A 14804-nucleotide genomic window follows, 5' to 3' on the forward strand; every position below is an offset into this window, starting at 1 on the left:
GTACTCTTTTGTTTAATTGGAAGTTGACAGGCGTTTTACCGCCGTCTGTAAAGCATACTGATAACCATCTGCCCCCAGGCCACATATCACGCCTACCGCAACATCAGAAAGATAGGAGTGATGACGAAAAGGCTCACGTGCGTGCACGTTGGACAGATGAATTTCGATAAACGGAATCGCGACCGCCAGCAGGGCATCACGCAGCGCAACGCTGGTGTGGGTAAATGCCGCTGGGTTAATCAGAATGAAGTCTGTGTTTCCTCTGGCCTGATGGATGGTATCGATCAGGACATGTTCCGCATTGGATTGCAGATGGGAAAACTTCACGTTCAATGCCTGCGCCTGTGTTTCCAGCTCGCTGACAATGTCTGCTAACGTCGTGTTACCGTATTTGTCGGGCTCTCGGGTTCCTAGCAGATTCAGGTTTGGACCGTTCAAGAGCAAAATGTGAAACTTTTCTGCCATTGTGCTGCTATCTCCCGCGATTGACCAAGATTGCCAAAACCGTGTCGCACAAAATAGCGCGAAGCTATTCGTTTGTCACCTTTCGTGACGCAAATTGTCCAGCCCGAGAAATTAAAGTCGTGCATTATAACCATATCGTGGCAATTCGCAGCTAAATACTGGTCTTATCTGCGGAGATATTCCTGCACCAGACCGTGAGAAGGCGTGAATTTCACTGCGGTCCGTAACCAGCTTTTCCTGTATTGCTGCGGCGTTTAGCGCCACCATTGGCGAAATTTTTTATAACGCAAAAGCAGCAATATCAGCGCCGCGAGCGCATACAAAATAGGCTGTGGGGAGAGCGTTTTAACTGACCAAAGATAGTGGATAGGCGCAAGGATGGCGACTAAATAGACGAAATTATGCAGTTTTTGCCAGTGCGATCCCAACTTGCGCATCATTATCTGTGGTGATGTCACCGCCAGCGCCAGCAAAATCAGCCAGCTTATGATTCCCAACGTCAAATACGGTCGGGATATCAGTTCTTTCCCCAGCAGCGCCAGATGATCCAGACCCAACTCCAGCAGCGCATAGCTCACCAGATGCAACGTCGCCCAGAAAAAGCACCACAGCCCGAGGAGGCGTCGGCAACGAATCAGCAGTGGCTGTTTACCGTAGCGCGCCAGTGGCGTGACCAACAGCGTCGCCAGCAGCAATTTCAGTGCCATTCGCCCGGTAAAATGCTGGATATCTTTGGCGGGGTCCGCGCTGAACCACCCTTGGTCGACTGACAATATCAGCCACAGCAGCGGCAGAAAACCAGCCAGATGGAGTAGCACTTTTAGCCCGTTAATGTGTTGTAACGTCAGTCTCATACTGATGTGGATCCCTATCCTGACAGGATGCTGTAGCGAGAAGTTTTGTGTTATTAGTTAGATGTTTTGTGTTATTAGCTAAAAGTTGTCGCGCAGATTCAGGCCGCGATACAGCGAGGCGACCTGATCGGCATAGCCGTTGAACAACAACGTGGGTTGACGTTCAACGTTAAGCAAACCACCTGAGCCAATGACGCGCTCTGTCGCCTGCGACCAGCGGGGATGATCCACATGCGGGTTAACGTTGGCATAGAAGCCATACTCGTCTGGGGCCGCCAGATTCCACGTGCAGGGCGGCTTCTCACGAGTGAGCCGGATATGTACGATGGATTTGATGTTCTTGAAGCCGTATTTCCACGGTGTAACTAACCGGATGGGCGCACCGTTCTGCGGCGGTAGTGTCTTGCCGTAGACGCCGACGGCAAGCAGCGCCAGGGGATTCATGGCTTCATCCATCCGTAGCCCTTCTACATAGGGATAGTCCAGCCCGCCGCCCATGAAGCGATCTTTTTGCCCTGGCATCTGCTCTGGGTCGTAAAGCGTCTGAAACGCCACGTATCGGGCGTTGCTGGTGGGTTCGGCGAATTTAATCAGCTTGGCCAGCTCAAAGCCGACCCACGGAATCACCATCGACCATGCCTCGACGCAGCGGAAACGGTAGATCCGTTCTTCCAGCGGAAAGCGTTTGAGTAAATCGTCGATATCCAGCGTGAGAGGCTTAGCGACGTCACCGTCTATCTTAACGGTCCAGCCTTCGGTTTTTAACCCGCCCGCATTGGCCGCCGGATCGGCTTTGTCCAACCCGAATTCATAGAAGTTGTTATAGCCCGTAACTTTATCTTCCGGCGTGAGCGGCAGATCGAGCTTCCAGTCGGCGGGTTGGCTAAATGTGAGCGGTTTACCCGGTGGCGCTTTGGGTTTATCGCCGCCTTTAAACCAGGCCAGCAGGTCAGCCTGTGCAGAAAACGGCAGTGAGAGCGCCGCAGCGGAAATACCCAGCGCTTTTAATACGCGCCGACGCTGATAGAAGAGGGATTCTGGGGTAACGTCGGCTTCCGTGAATTTGCGATGTTTGTGCATGTGAACTCCCGCCAGTCATTATTATTGTTGACGCAAAGTGGCGTTTTTAATGCTTACCGTTCACTTAGTTATAGATGACTTGCGGTAGAAACTGCGACAGGAGAGATGAAATACTTTTTTGCAGGGTGTAACAGCGCTCAAGATTACTGATAATGCGTTGGGCGATGATAATGGATAGATCGTAAAGACGCTGTGAATACATCCATGTACGCTCGAGCCGCGCAGATATGAATCTCATCCCTGAGATTCACCCTTTCAGGGCCGTCGCAAGCGACGTTCAAAGGCGTTCCTGACGCCTTTGTCCCTGTCGCGGACGCTTTACTCTTCTATTCCATTATCACCGTTTTCGTTCCGCAAATTAATACGTCAACGAAAAGTGTTAGCTGATTTTCACCAGCGTACGGCCAGTGACTTTGTTTTCCAGCAGGGCAGCGGCAGCGGCAGGGACGTCTTCCAACCCGATTTCCTGCGTGACTTGCTGATAGAACGACTCAGGCAGGATGGCAGCCAGACGCTCCCACGCTTGCTGACGGCGCGCCAGTGGTGCCATCACGGAATCCACGCCTTGCAGGCGAACATTGCGTAAAATAAATGGCATCACGGTCGTTGGCAGAGCAATACCGCCAGCCAGACCGCACGCGGCAACCGTCGCGTTGTAATCCATCTGCGCCAGCAGCGTCGCCAGCACGTTGTCGCCGACGGTATCAACCGCGCCAGCCCAACGTTGTTTCTCTAGCGGGCGAGGGCTGCCGCTGAATTCGCTGCGATCCAACACCTGTTTGGCACCCAATTTTTTCAGATAATCAGTGTTGTCGGCACGGCCGCTGACGGCAGTAACCTGATAGCCTAGCTCTGCAAGCAGGGCGACTGCCGTGCTGCCGACGCCGCCGCTGGCGCCCGTAACAATGATGTCGCCGCTTTCCGGGGTGATGCCGCCGTCTTCCAGCGCCATCACGCACAGCATCGCGGTAAAGCCTGCTGTGCCAAGAATCATAGCTTTACGCGCATCCAGCGACGCGGGCAGAGGGACCAGCCAATCGCTCTTCACACGCGCCTGTTGTGCCAAGCCGCCCCAGTGGTTTTCACCTACGCCCCAACCCGTCAGGATGACGGGCTGACCGACGGCAAACCGATCGCTGTCGCTATGACGCACGGTTCCGACAAAATCGATCCCTGGAACCATCGGGAAGTGACGAATAATTTTGCCTTTGCCAGTAATGGCAAGCGCATCTTTATAGTTAATACCGGACCAACTGATATCAACAGTTACATCCCCGGCGGGAAGCTGCTCTGCGTCAATCTCGCGAATCTGAGCGTGGGTCAGTCCGTCTGACTGTTCAAGAACTAAAGCCTGCATGGGCTATCTCCTGTAGCAGGATTAAATATGGGGAAGTCATTAACGACTATAGTTATTACAGGTACTATTTGTTAATAAGGTACTGTTGTTAATGAAGGTACTATGTAGCTGGCCTATGCGAACTGATAAAAAACAACAAACTCGCAGAAATAATAATTATCTGGAATAGGACGCAGGGATGGGATTTACGACCAGGTTCTCGATACTCATAGCATTGCTGACGGTTCTCGCCATTTTTCTTATGTTTTTCAGTAGCATATTTAGTCTCTGTTATTATAGCCAGTTGCGAACCGAGCAACAGCTGCGCGAGGTCACGGCCAGCATCGATCAGGCGTTATTAGTGCAATCGCCCGAAAACATCCAATATTGGCTGCCAGGAATGATGAAAACGGCAGGCATTATCGTGCTGGAGATCCGGGATAACGATTCGCCCCTCTATTCAATACAGCTGCCCGAGGCCGGCTGGGAACGCACGCACCTCTATCATGAGGTCGAATTTCCGCTGATGCACCATACGAACATGGCGATCGCCTTAAAATATGTCGATCCGCTGATTGGTTTACCGCGCTTCGTGGTATCGACGCTGTCGGTGTTGCTCGCTGCGGGCCTGATGCTCCTGATGCTGTACTTCTCCATTCGCTGGTTGCGCCGTCAGGCTGCCGGACAGGAAGAACTGGAAAAGCGCGCACGGCGTATTCTCAAGGGCGAGCGTGAATCTGTTATGCAGGGGTCGGTACGTGAATGGCCAGTTAATACCAGCGGAGCGCTCGATCAACTGTTGTCTGATTTAGTGGAAGCGCGTGAGGAACGCGGGCGGGTTGATACCTTAATCCGCGCTTTCGCCGCGCAGGACGCTGAAACCGGGCTGAGTAATCGTCTGTTTTTTGATAATCAACTGACCACACAGCTGGAAGATGGCGAAGAGGTAGGGACGCACGGCGTCGTCATGATGATTCGTGTACCTGATTTTGAAACCTTGCAAGAAACGCACGACTACACCAGTGTGCTTCAGGAATACCGTTTCACACTGGTCAACCTGTTGTCGACGTTTGTCATGCGCTATCCCTCTGCGCTGCTGGCGCGTTATTTCAGCAGCGATTTCACGGTATTACTCCCCCACAGCACGCTAAAGGAAGCCAATGCGATTGCCACGCAGCTGGTGAAATCTATCGATATTCTCCCCGCCTGTCCGTTGATCGATCGCGAGGAGGTTCTCCACATTGGTATTTGTGCCTATCGCGGCGGGCAAAGCGCCGAGCAAGTGATGGAGAGCGTGGAAGACGCGACGCGCAATGCGGTGTTGCAGGGGGGTAACAGCTGGTGCGTGTTTGACAGGCAGGTGCCAGACAAAGGGCGCGGCAGCGTGAAATGGCGTACCTTGCTGGAACAGACGCTGGCCCGCGGCGGCCCGCGGTTGTATCAGAAACCTGCGGTCACCAAAGAGGGTGTGGTACATCATCGTGAAATGATGAGCCGGATTTACGACGGAGAACAGGAATTGCTCGCAGCGGAATATATGCCGCTGGTTCAACAACTGGGGCTGGCAGCTAGCTATGATCGGCAGCTTGTGGCACGAATTATTGATTTGTCAGCGAGCTGGCCCGGAGAAACACTGGCTTTACCGGTAAGTGTAGACTCACTTTTGCAGAAACCTTTCCTGCGCTGGCTGAAGGAAGTCTTACTGCAATGTCCGAAAACGCAGCGACAGTGCATTTTATTTGAACTTGCAGAGGCAGATGTCTGTCAATATATCGGCCGCCTGCGCCCAGTTCTCAATTTGATCCTGGGATTAGGCTGTCGTCTGGCGGTCACGCAGGCGGGTTTGACGCTGGTCAGTACGACGTACATCAAGTCACTCCCCGTGGAGATCATCAAGCTTCATCCCGGTTTGGTCCGCAGTCTTGAGCGCCGCCCGGAAAATCAGCTGTTTGTACAAAGCTTGACTGAGGCCTGTAAAGGCACGCAAACGCGGGTATTTGCCGCTGGCGTGCGAACCAAAGAGGAATGGCGGATGCTGTTGGGCAAGGGAGTTTATGGTGGGCAAGGTGATTTTTTTTGCCGCATCAGTCCCTGTAACGGATGAGCTGAAAAAATATTCACCGCGGCATCGTGTTTAATATAAACGTCCCGTTCAAATTGACGTAGAATGAGGCGGTTGTTAAATCGGTTAGTGTGTGCTTACGTTAGCGGCAATCCGATTAAATGTTAGATTTTATGTCCTGTGTTAGCGCAATTCTGTCGGGTGGACAGTGGTAAGATGCCTTGCCGCCTGAGGAGAGAGCATGTTGTGCCTTTCTCCCTGACGCCGACGTGCGCAACGCAGACTTATTTTCACCGAAGCAGACCCTTTTCGTGCCTTGTCGCTGCTTCGTGTGGTTGGTAAAGTAGGCGGATTTATTTTTCGCCCCCAGCTTGCAGGATTATCCTTTAGTTATGTTTAAGAAATTTCGTGGCATGTTTTCCAACGACTTGTCCATCGACCTGGGTACCGCCAATACCCTGATTTATGTTAAAGGGCAGGGCATCATACTGAATGAACCCTCTGTGGTTGCGATTCGTCAGGATCGTGCTGGTTCTCAAAAGAGCGTGGCAGCAGTCGGCCATGACGCTAAGCAGATGCTAGGCAGAACGCCTGGGAATATCGTGGCGATTCGCCCGATGAAAGACGGTGTGATTGCCGATTTCCAGGTCACAGAAAAAATGTTGCAGCACTTCATCAAGCAAGTGCATAGCGACAGCTTTATGCGTCCGAGCCCGCGCGTGCTGGTGTGTGTTCCGGTAGGCGCAACGCAGGTTGAGCGTCGTGCTATTCGCGAATCCGCATTGGGTGCCGGTGCCCGTGAAGTGTTCCTGATCGAAGAGCCGATGGCGGCTGCGATTGGTGCTGGCATGCCAGTATCCGAAGCGACCGGTTCCATGGTTGTGGATATCGGTGGTGGTACCACGGAAGTCGCGGTGATCTCGCTGAACGGCGTGGTGTACTCCTCTTCTGTACGTATTGGTGGTGACCGCTTTGATGAAGCGATCATTAACTACGTTCGCCGTAACTATGGCTCACTGATCGGTGAAGCAACGGCAGAACGTATCAAGCATGAAATCGGCTCCGCTTATCCGGGCGACGAAGTGCTGGAGATTGAAGTGCGCGGCCGTAACCTTGCTGAAGGTGTACCGCGTGGATTCACGCTGAACTCCAACGAAATTCTGGAAGCGCTGCAAGAACCGTTGACGGGCATCGTCAGCGCGGTCATGGCGGCGTTGGAACAGTGCCCACCAGAGTTGGCTTCCGATATTTCCGAGCGCGGTATGGTGCTAACCGGCGGCGGTGCGCTGCTGCGTAACCTGGATCGTTTGCTGATGGAAGAAACCGGTATTCCGGTTGTGGTGGCTGAAGATCCACTGACCTGTGTTGCCCGTGGCGGCGGCAAGGCGCTGGAAATGATCGACATGCACGGTGGCGATTTGTTCAGCGAGGAGTAATCCTGTCTGGAAAAGGGGGGACCTGATGGATGAACGCCTGCGTTTTTCATCTCTCGTGGTTACCCCTTTTTTATTTGCCTGTAGCCCTACGGGGCGCCGCTTTGTGACGTTAAAAATCGCCAGGTGCGATTTGAGGTTGCTGTCGAGGAATACGCAAATTTTATGAAGCCGCTTTTTAGCAGGGGGCCTTCCCTGCAATTACGACTTTTTCTTGCTGTCGTTACCGCGATTGTCGTGATCGTTGCGGACAGTCGGCTCGGTTCGTTCGTCAAAATCAGAACGTACATGGACACCACTGTCAGCCCATTCTACTTTCTGGCGAATGGACCCCGTCAGGTTTTGGACAATATGTCTGCCTCGCTGGCAACCCGTGAGCAATTAAGCCTTGAAAATACCGCGCTGCGTCAGGAACTGTTGATGAAAAACAGTGACCTGTTGCTGCTAGGCCAGTTCAAGCAGGAAAATGCGCGGTTACGTGAACTGCTCGGCTCGCCGCTGCGTCAGGATGAGCAGAAAATGGTGACGCAGGTGATGTCTGCCGGAACCGACCCTTACAGCGATCAGGTGGTGATTGATAAAGGTCAGGCGAACGGCGTGTATGAAGGGCAACCGGTCATCAGCGATAAAGGCGTGGTGGGTCAGGTTGTGGCGGTTGGTCAGTTTACCAGTCGGGTTTTGTTGATTTGTGATGTTTCCCACGCGTTGCCGATTCAGGTGCTACGCAATGATATCCGTGTGATTGCCGCCGGTAATGGCTGCGCCGACGATCTACAACTGGAACACCTGCCTAACAATACCGACATCCGAGTGGGTGACGTACTGGTCACATCGGGTCTGGGCGGTCGTTTCCCCGAAGGGTATCCCGTTGGTGTTGTGTCATCGGTCAAGGCCGATACGCAGCGAGCCTATACGATTATTCAGGCACGTCCGACCGCGGGGCTACAGCGCCTGCGTTATCTGTTATTACTGTGGGGCGTGGAAAACAACTCCAATACGGCGTTGCCGCCAGCGGAAGTGCATCGGGTTGCCAATGAGCGCCTGATGCAGATGATGCCGCAGGTTTTACCGTCGCCTGACGACATGGGACCGCCGCTTCCTCCTGATACCGCTACGCCCACCGCCGAGCCGCAGAGAGGCCGCCAATGAACCGTTATCGTAGGCATGGCAACTGGATTATCTGGCTTTCTTTTCTGATCGCCATGGTTTTGCAGATTATGCCGTGGCCGGATGAAATCTACATGTTTCGCCCCTCCTGGCTGACGCTGTTCCTCATTTACTGGGTGATGGCATTGCCACATCGGGTGAATGTCGGCACAGGATTTATATTAGGTCTGATTATGGATCTGATTCTTGGGTCTACACTGGGAGTACGGGCGCTGGCGCTGAGCATTATTGCTTATTTGGTCGCCTTTAAATTCCAGCTATTCCGAAATATGGCGCTATGGCAGCAGGCGTTAATCGTCATGTTGTTGTCGCTGCTGATGGACCTCACGGTATTCTGGGCAGAATTTTTAGTTATTAATGTCTCTTTTCGACCGGAAACATTCTGGAATAGCGTCGTTGATGGCGTACTCTGGCCGTGGCTGTTTCTGCTGATGCGTAAAATTCGTCGTCAGTTTACTGTGCAATAAGGTGATTCATGACTCAGCTTTATCTGGCCTCCGCTTCTCCCCGCCGTCGCGAACTGCTTACGCAGCTCGATATTCCTTTTTCTGTACTGAATGTCGCGGTGGAAGAACAGCGGTTACCGGAGGAGGCGGCGGAAGTGTATGTCCGGCGTCTGGCGCATGAGAAAGCGGCCGCCGGTGTCGTGGTTGCACCGTCCGATTTAGCGGTTCTGGGTGCCGACACCATTGTGGTACTGAACGGTCAGGTATTAGAAAAACCGCAGGATGAAGCCCATGCGGCAGAGATGCTGAGTCAGTTGTCCGGGAAATCACATCAGGTGATGACGGCCGTCGCGCTGGCAGATAAAGACGATGTCTTGAGCTGTCTGGTGATAACCGATGTCGTCTTCCGTCCGCTCTCGCAGCAGGATATCGAACGGTATATCGCCAGCGGTGAACCGATGGATAAAGCTGGGGCTTACGGTATTCAGGGCAAAGGTGGATGCTTTGTCCGGTCACTTAACGGGAGCTATTACGCGGTGGTTGGGCTGCCGCTGGTAGAAACCCATGAGCTATTCAGTAATTTTGCTGCGTTGCGGAGTGCAAGAGGAAAACATGACTGCTGAGTTACTGGTAAACGTTACACCATCAGAGACGCGCGTTGCCTATATCGACGGCGGTATTCTGCAAGAAATTCATATTGAGCGCGATGCGAAGCGCGGCATTGTCGGCAACATTTATAAGGGCCGCGTGAGTCGCGTCCTGCCGGGCATGCAGGCGGCGTTTGTGGATATCGGCCTGGATAAAGCGGCATTCCTGCACGCGTCCGATATCATGCCGCACACCGAATGCGTTGCCGGTGACGAACAGAAGAATTTTCACGTCCGTGATATCGCCGAACTGGTACGCCAGGGGCAGGATCTCATGGTGCAGGTGGTCAAAGATCCGCTGGGAACCAAAGGCGCACGTCTGACGACGGATATCACGCTGCCGTCGCGCTATCTGGTGTTTATGCCCGGCGCATCGCACGTTGGCGTGTCACAGCGGATTGAGAGCGAAGCGGAACGCGAGCGCTTAAAGAAAACGGTCGCTGAGTATTGCGATGATGACGGTGGTTTTATCATTCGTACCGCCGCGGAAGGCATCGGTGAAGAAGAGCTTTCACAGGATGCGGCGTTTCTGAAGCGTCTGTGGGGCAAGGTGATGGAGCGCAAAAAGCGCAACCAGACCAAATGTAAGCTCTACGGTGAAGTGGCGCTCGCCCAGCGTATTTTGCGTGATTTTGCTGGCGCCGCGCTGGATCGCATTCGGATTGACTCTCGGTTGACATATGAGGCGCTGCTGGAATTTACCTCCGAATATATCCCGGAAATGACCCGCAAACTTGAACACTATGCGGGTAAACAGCCGATTTTTGACCTGTTTGACGTGGAAAATGAGATCCAGCGTTCGCTGGACAGAAAGGTTGAACTGAAGTCTGGCGGCTATTTGATCATCGATCAGACAGAAGCGATGACCACCGTCGACATCAACACGGGGGCATTCGTCGGCCACCGCAATCTGGATGAAACCATTTTCAATACCAACACGGAAGCGACGCAGGCGATTGCACGACAACTGCGTCTGCGTAACCTCGGCGGGATCATTATTATCGACTTCATCGATATGAATAACGAAGATCACCGTCGGCGGGTGCTGCATTCACTGGAGCAGGCGCTGAGTAAAGATCGGGTTAAAACCAGTATTAGCGGCTTCTCTCAACTAGGATTAGTGGAGATGACGCGCAAACGCACGCGTGAGAGTATCGAACACGTGCTGTGTCATGAATGCCCGGCGTGTCATGGTCGTGGCACGGTGAAGACGGTAGAAAGCGTTTGCTATGAAATCATGCGTGAAATCGTGCGTGTCCACCACGCTTATGACACCGATCGTTTCCTGGTCTATGCCTCACCGGCAGTCGGGGAAGCGTTGAGAAGTGAAGAGTCGCACGCGTTAGCTGAGGTTGAAATTTTCGTCGGCAAACAGGTCAAAGTACAAATCGAACCCCTGTATAGCCAGGAGCAGTTTGACGTCGTAATGATGTAAATTCGTGCGCTCGTCGTCGGCGACGAAAGAAGGAGAAATTAGTGAGGCGACTGCCCGGAATACTTATCATCACGGGTGCCACTCTTGTCGTGATGGTAGCGCTGTTAGTCAGCGGCTTAAGACTGGTGCTGCCACAGCTCGATCACTTCCGGCCACAGCTGGTGGCCTGGGCGCAGTCTGCTGCCGGTGTTCCGTTAGAGATCGGCTCGATGACGGGGCGCTGGGAGTCCTTTGGCCCCACGCTAGAAATTGAAAAGCTTCGCACGTCCCTGCCGGAATCGGACTGGCAGGTTGATCGCATTACGCTAGCGTTGGATGTGTGGCAGTCACTGTTGCACGGGCGCTGGCAGTTTCGCGATCTCACGTTTCACCAGTTAAAGCTCGATATTAATAGTCAATTTACTGGGCAGCAGCAGGATAGCAAGCTGATGGAGTCAGGAAAGGTCAGCGATCTTTTCCTGCGTCAGTTTGACCACTTTGACCTGCGTGATAGCCACATTACCTTTCTTACGCCTTCCGGTTCCCGCGCGGAGCTGAGCATTCCTCAACTGACCTGGCTGAATTCCGAAAAGCGCCATCGTGCGGAAGGCTTGATTAGCCTGTCGAGTTTTAACGGCCAGCACGGCGTGGTGCAGATGCGTATGGATTTGCGCGATGAGCAGGGGCTGCTCAGCAACGGCATGTTCTATCTGAAGGCTGACAATATCGATATGAAGCCCTGGCTCAGCCGCTGGATGAAAAACAACACTGGGCTGGAAAGCGCTGATTTTAGTCTGGCGGCATGGCTCAACGTTCGTGATGGCGACATCCACAGTGGCGATGTGCTCCTCAATCAGGGTACGGCGAATTGGGGTGAAGGCAGTGATGCACATCGTCTGAATGTGGATGATATGACGCTGCACGTCAGCCGTCAGGAAAATGGCTGGCAGGTGGATGTGCCTGAATTGAATCTGGCAACGGATGGTGTCGCCTGGCCGAAAGGTCGGCTCTCCGCGCTCTGGCTGCCAAAGAATGAACACATGTTAGGGCCAGATCGGCAGGAAGCGCTGCGCGTTCGAGCCAGCAACTTGGCATTGGCGCGAGTAAGCACGCTGCTTCCGCTGCTGTCCGGCACGACGCCAGAATTGAAAGCGCGCTGGGATGAACTGCAACCGACGGGAACATTGAATACTGTTGCTGTCGATATCCCTCTGCAACAGCCGGAGCGAAGCCGCTTTCAGGCCGACTGGCAGGATGTGAGCTGGAAGCAGTGGAAATTGCTGCCGGGCGTCGATCATTTCTCCGGCTCTGCGCGCGGTAGTGCCGAACGCGGTCAGGTCAGCATCGCGTTAAAGCAGAGCACGCTGCCCTATGTCGATATGTTCCGCGCGCCGCTGGAAATCAAGCAGGCCAGCGGCACGATAGACTGGCGTAATGATGCGCAAGGCCTGTCGCTTTGGAGTCATGGGCTGGACGTGCAGGCGAAATCGCTATGGGCTAACGGTGATTTCCGCTATGAACAGCCCGCCAAGCAGGAACCGAAGCTGGATATTCTGGCTGGGATTCGACTGACCGATGCGGCTGATGCCTGGCGCTATTATCCCGAACTGTTTATGGGCACCGAGCTGGTGGACTATCTGAGCGGTGCGCTGAAGGGCGGCCGTGTTGATAACGCGACGCTGATCTTTGCTGGCAATCCGCAGCATTTCCCGTATACGCACAACGAAGGCCAGTTTGAAGTCTGGGTGCCGGTTAAAGAGGCTACCTTCGAATTTCAGCCGGGCTGGCCTGCGCTGACGCCGCTGGATATCAATCTGGACTTTGCTAACAACGGCCTGTGGATGTTTGCACCACAAACCTGGCTGGGCAAAGTGGAAGGCAAAAACATTAGTGCGGTCATTCCCGATTATGAAAAAGAGATGCTGCTCGTCGATGGCGAACTGGACGGTCCGGGGCCAGAGGTGGGGAACTACTTTCATCAGACGCCGCTGAAATCCTCGCTGGGCACGGCACTGGACGAGCTGAAAATTGGCGGGCCGGTGAAAGGGACGCTGCATCTGGATATCCCGCTTGCTGGTGACGATGTCCGCGCCAGTGGCGATATTACGCTGAACAATAACAGCCTCTACATCAAGCCGCTGGATACCACGATTAAGAATCTCACGGGTAAGTTCCGCTATGAGAACGGCAACTTACGCAGTGAAACCCTTCAGGCGAATTGGCTGAATCAGCCAATGGCGGTCAATTTCACGACAGAAGAGCACGCGAAGGCTTTTCTGGTGAATGTTGGCTTGCAGGGCGACTGGCAGCCTGCGCTCTTGCCCGGTTTACCGGCATCGGCAAGCAAAGCCCTGTCTGGCACGGCAGGCTGGAAGAGTTCGGTTGCCGTCAACCTGCCGCATTCTGGTAAAACGACTTATGATATTGATGTACAAGCTGATTTAAATAAAGTAAGTAGTCACTTACCTAACCCGCTCAGTAAACCTGATGGCGAGAGCCTGCCACTGGAGGTAAAAGCCAGCGGTAACCTGAATGGTTTTTCCATGCAAGGGCGAGTGGGCAACGATAACCGTTTCAATAGCCAATGGCTGCTGAAAGGCGACACCGTGATGCTGGCACGGGCAAGCTGGCAGAACGCGGCAACGGCGGCGCCTGCGTTACCAGAGGATTCCTCGCTGGTGCTCGATCTTCCGCCGCTGGATGCTGAAAGTTGGCTGGGGCTTCTGCCTTCACTGCGTGCTTCGACACCAGCGGAAGGGAAAAAGGCACATAGTTCTCTTCGTTTTCCTGAAGCCGTGACGCTGCGGACGCCTGAGCTACAGTTGCTGGGGCAACAGTGGCACGATCTGGAAATTACGCGTAAAACTACGCTTGCTGGCAGTGAAGTGCAGGCAAAAGGACGCGAAATTGACGGAATGGTTGAGATACCCAATCGCGGCATGTGGCGCAGCGACATCAATTATCTCTACTACAATCCTCAGTGGAAAGGGAATGAAGCGACCAACCCAGTAGCATTAGCAGAGAAAAAATCGCCGCTAAACGACCCGAGCATCAGCTTTGAGGACTGGCCGTCGCTGGCGGTTAACTGTCGCCAGTGCTGGATTCTCGGGCAGAATATGGGACGTATTCAGGGAACGCTGCTGCCAGAAAAGGAAAAATTAACGCTGGCAGACGGTATTATTGATACAGGCAAAGCTCGCCTGACGGTAAACGGTTCCTGGCAGGAAAACGCAGAAGGCGTGCGGACGGCGTTAAAAGGCCGTCTGACAGGTGATAGCCTGGAGCAGAACGCTAACTGGTTTGGCGTTGATTCACCGCTGAAAGCTGGTTCTTTCGATGTGGACTACGATCTGTACTGGCGCGGTACGCCTTGGGCACCGGATATTGCCAGCCTGAGCGGAATATTGCACACACGCATCGGTAAAGGTGAAATTGCCGAGGTCGGTGCCGGTCAGGCTGGCCAGTTGCTGCGTTTATTGAGCTTCGATGCGTTGATGCGTAAGCTGCGGTTCGATTTTAGCGATACGTTTGGTCGCGGGTTTTACTTTGACTCGATTCGCAGCACCGCATGGATTAAAGACGGCGTGTTGCATACTGATGATATGTTGGTCGACGGTTTGGAGGCCGATATCGCGATAAAAGGCGATCTCGATCTCGCTAAGCGACAGGTCAATATGGAAGCGGTTATCGCCCCAGAAATTTCCGCAACGGTGGGGGTGGCGACCGCATTTGCCGTTAACCCGGTTGTCGGGGCCGCGGTGTTTGCTGCCAGTAAAGTGCTGGCACCGCTATGGAACAAGATTTCGCTGATTCGCTACCAGATTTCCGGTAGCCTCGATCAGCCAAAGATTCAGGAAGTGCTGCGTGAGCCGAACAAGAAGAAAGGCGAATAATGCCGTT

At 53.6% G+C, this 14804-nt stretch carries 10 protein-coding genes and 1 pseudogene; 7 read left to right on the forward strand and 4 right to left on the reverse strand.

Annotation, left to right across the window (positions count from 1 at the left end; translation table 11 throughout):
• Positions 1 to 12: 12 nt before the first annotated feature.
• From aroQ to acuI, 4 genes are all read right to left on the reverse strand, one after another.
• Entirely contained in the window at positions 13 to 465 is a 453-nt protein-coding gene (gene aroQ / locus EO763_RS01390) for a type II 3-dehydroquinate dehydratase (protein WP_010300311.1), read from the reverse strand.
• Between the two features lie 254 nt (positions 466 to 719).
• Complete coding sequence (gene msrQ, locus EO763_RS01395) at positions 720 to 1319, reverse strand: protein-methionine-sulfoxide reductase heme-binding subunit MsrQ (protein WP_161527849.1); 600 nt, start codon at positions 1317 to 1319, stop codon at positions 720 to 722.
• 78 nt (positions 1320 to 1397) lie between these two features.
• Positions 1398 to 2399, reverse strand: a complete 1002-nt coding sequence (gene msrP / locus EO763_RS01400; protein ID WP_039507255.1) for a protein-methionine-sulfoxide reductase catalytic subunit MsrP — start codon at positions 2397 to 2399, stop codon at positions 1398 to 1400.
• Positions 2400 to 2778: 379 nt separating this feature from the next.
• Positions 2779 to 3756, reverse strand: a complete 978-nt coding sequence (gene acuI / locus EO763_RS01405) for an acrylyl-CoA reductase (NADPH) (RefSeq protein WP_161527850.1) — start codon at positions 3754 to 3756, stop codon at positions 2779 to 2781.
• A 178-nt stretch (positions 3757 to 3934) separates the two neighbouring features.
• Between acuI and csrD the strand changes: the two are divergent.
• The 7 genes and pseudogenes from csrD to yhdP all read left to right on the forward strand — a co-directional run bounded on the left by csrD (position 3935) and on the right by yhdP (position 14797).
• Positions 3935 to 5873: pseudogene (gene csrD, locus EO763_RS01410) on the forward strand (RNase E specificity factor CsrD).
• A gap of 316 nt (positions 5874 to 6189) precedes the next feature.
• Positions 6190 to 7233: a rod shape-determining protein MreB gene (gene mreB, locus EO763_RS01415; RefSeq protein ID WP_010300322.1), complete on the forward strand. Its 1044-nt coding sequence runs from the start codon at positions 6190 to 6192 to the stop codon at positions 7231 to 7233.
• Between the two features lie 162 nt (positions 7234 to 7395).
• A complete protein-coding gene (gene mreC, locus EO763_RS01420) occupies positions 7396 to 8379 on the forward strand; it encodes a rod shape-determining protein MreC (protein WP_039470319.1) in 984 nt (327 codons plus the stop codon).
• Complete coding sequence (gene mreD, locus EO763_RS01425) at positions 8376 to 8864, forward strand: rod shape-determining protein MreD (protein WP_012772977.1); 489 nt, start codon at positions 8376 to 8378, stop codon at positions 8862 to 8864. Before mreC ends, mreD begins: the two co-directional genes overlap by 4 nt.
• Before the next feature lie 8 nt (positions 8865 to 8872).
• Complete coding sequence (locus EO763_RS01430; RefSeq protein ID WP_161527851.1) at positions 8873 to 9466, forward strand: Maf family protein; 594 nt, start codon at positions 8873 to 8875, stop codon at positions 9464 to 9466.
• Positions 9456 to 10925 (forward strand): ribonuclease G, encoded by a 1470-nt coding sequence (rng, locus tag EO763_RS01435; protein ID WP_039493089.1) that lies wholly within the window; start codon positions 9456 to 9458, stop codon positions 10923 to 10925. Before EO763_RS01430 ends, rng begins: the two co-directional genes overlap by 11 nt.
• A 41-nt stretch (positions 10926 to 10966) precedes the next feature.
• Positions 10967 to 14797: an AsmA2 domain-containing protein YhdP gene (gene yhdP / locus EO763_RS01440; protein ID WP_161527852.1), complete on the forward strand. Its 3831-nt coding sequence runs from the start codon at positions 10967 to 10969 to the stop codon at positions 14795 to 14797.
• The last annotated feature ends 7 nt before the right edge of the window (positions 14798 to 14804 follow it).

It is taken from the genome of Pectobacterium odoriferum, assembly GCF_009931295.1.
GTDB classification, from domain to species: domain Bacteria; phylum Pseudomonadota; class Gammaproteobacteria; order Enterobacterales; family Enterobacteriaceae; genus Pectobacterium; species Pectobacterium odoriferum.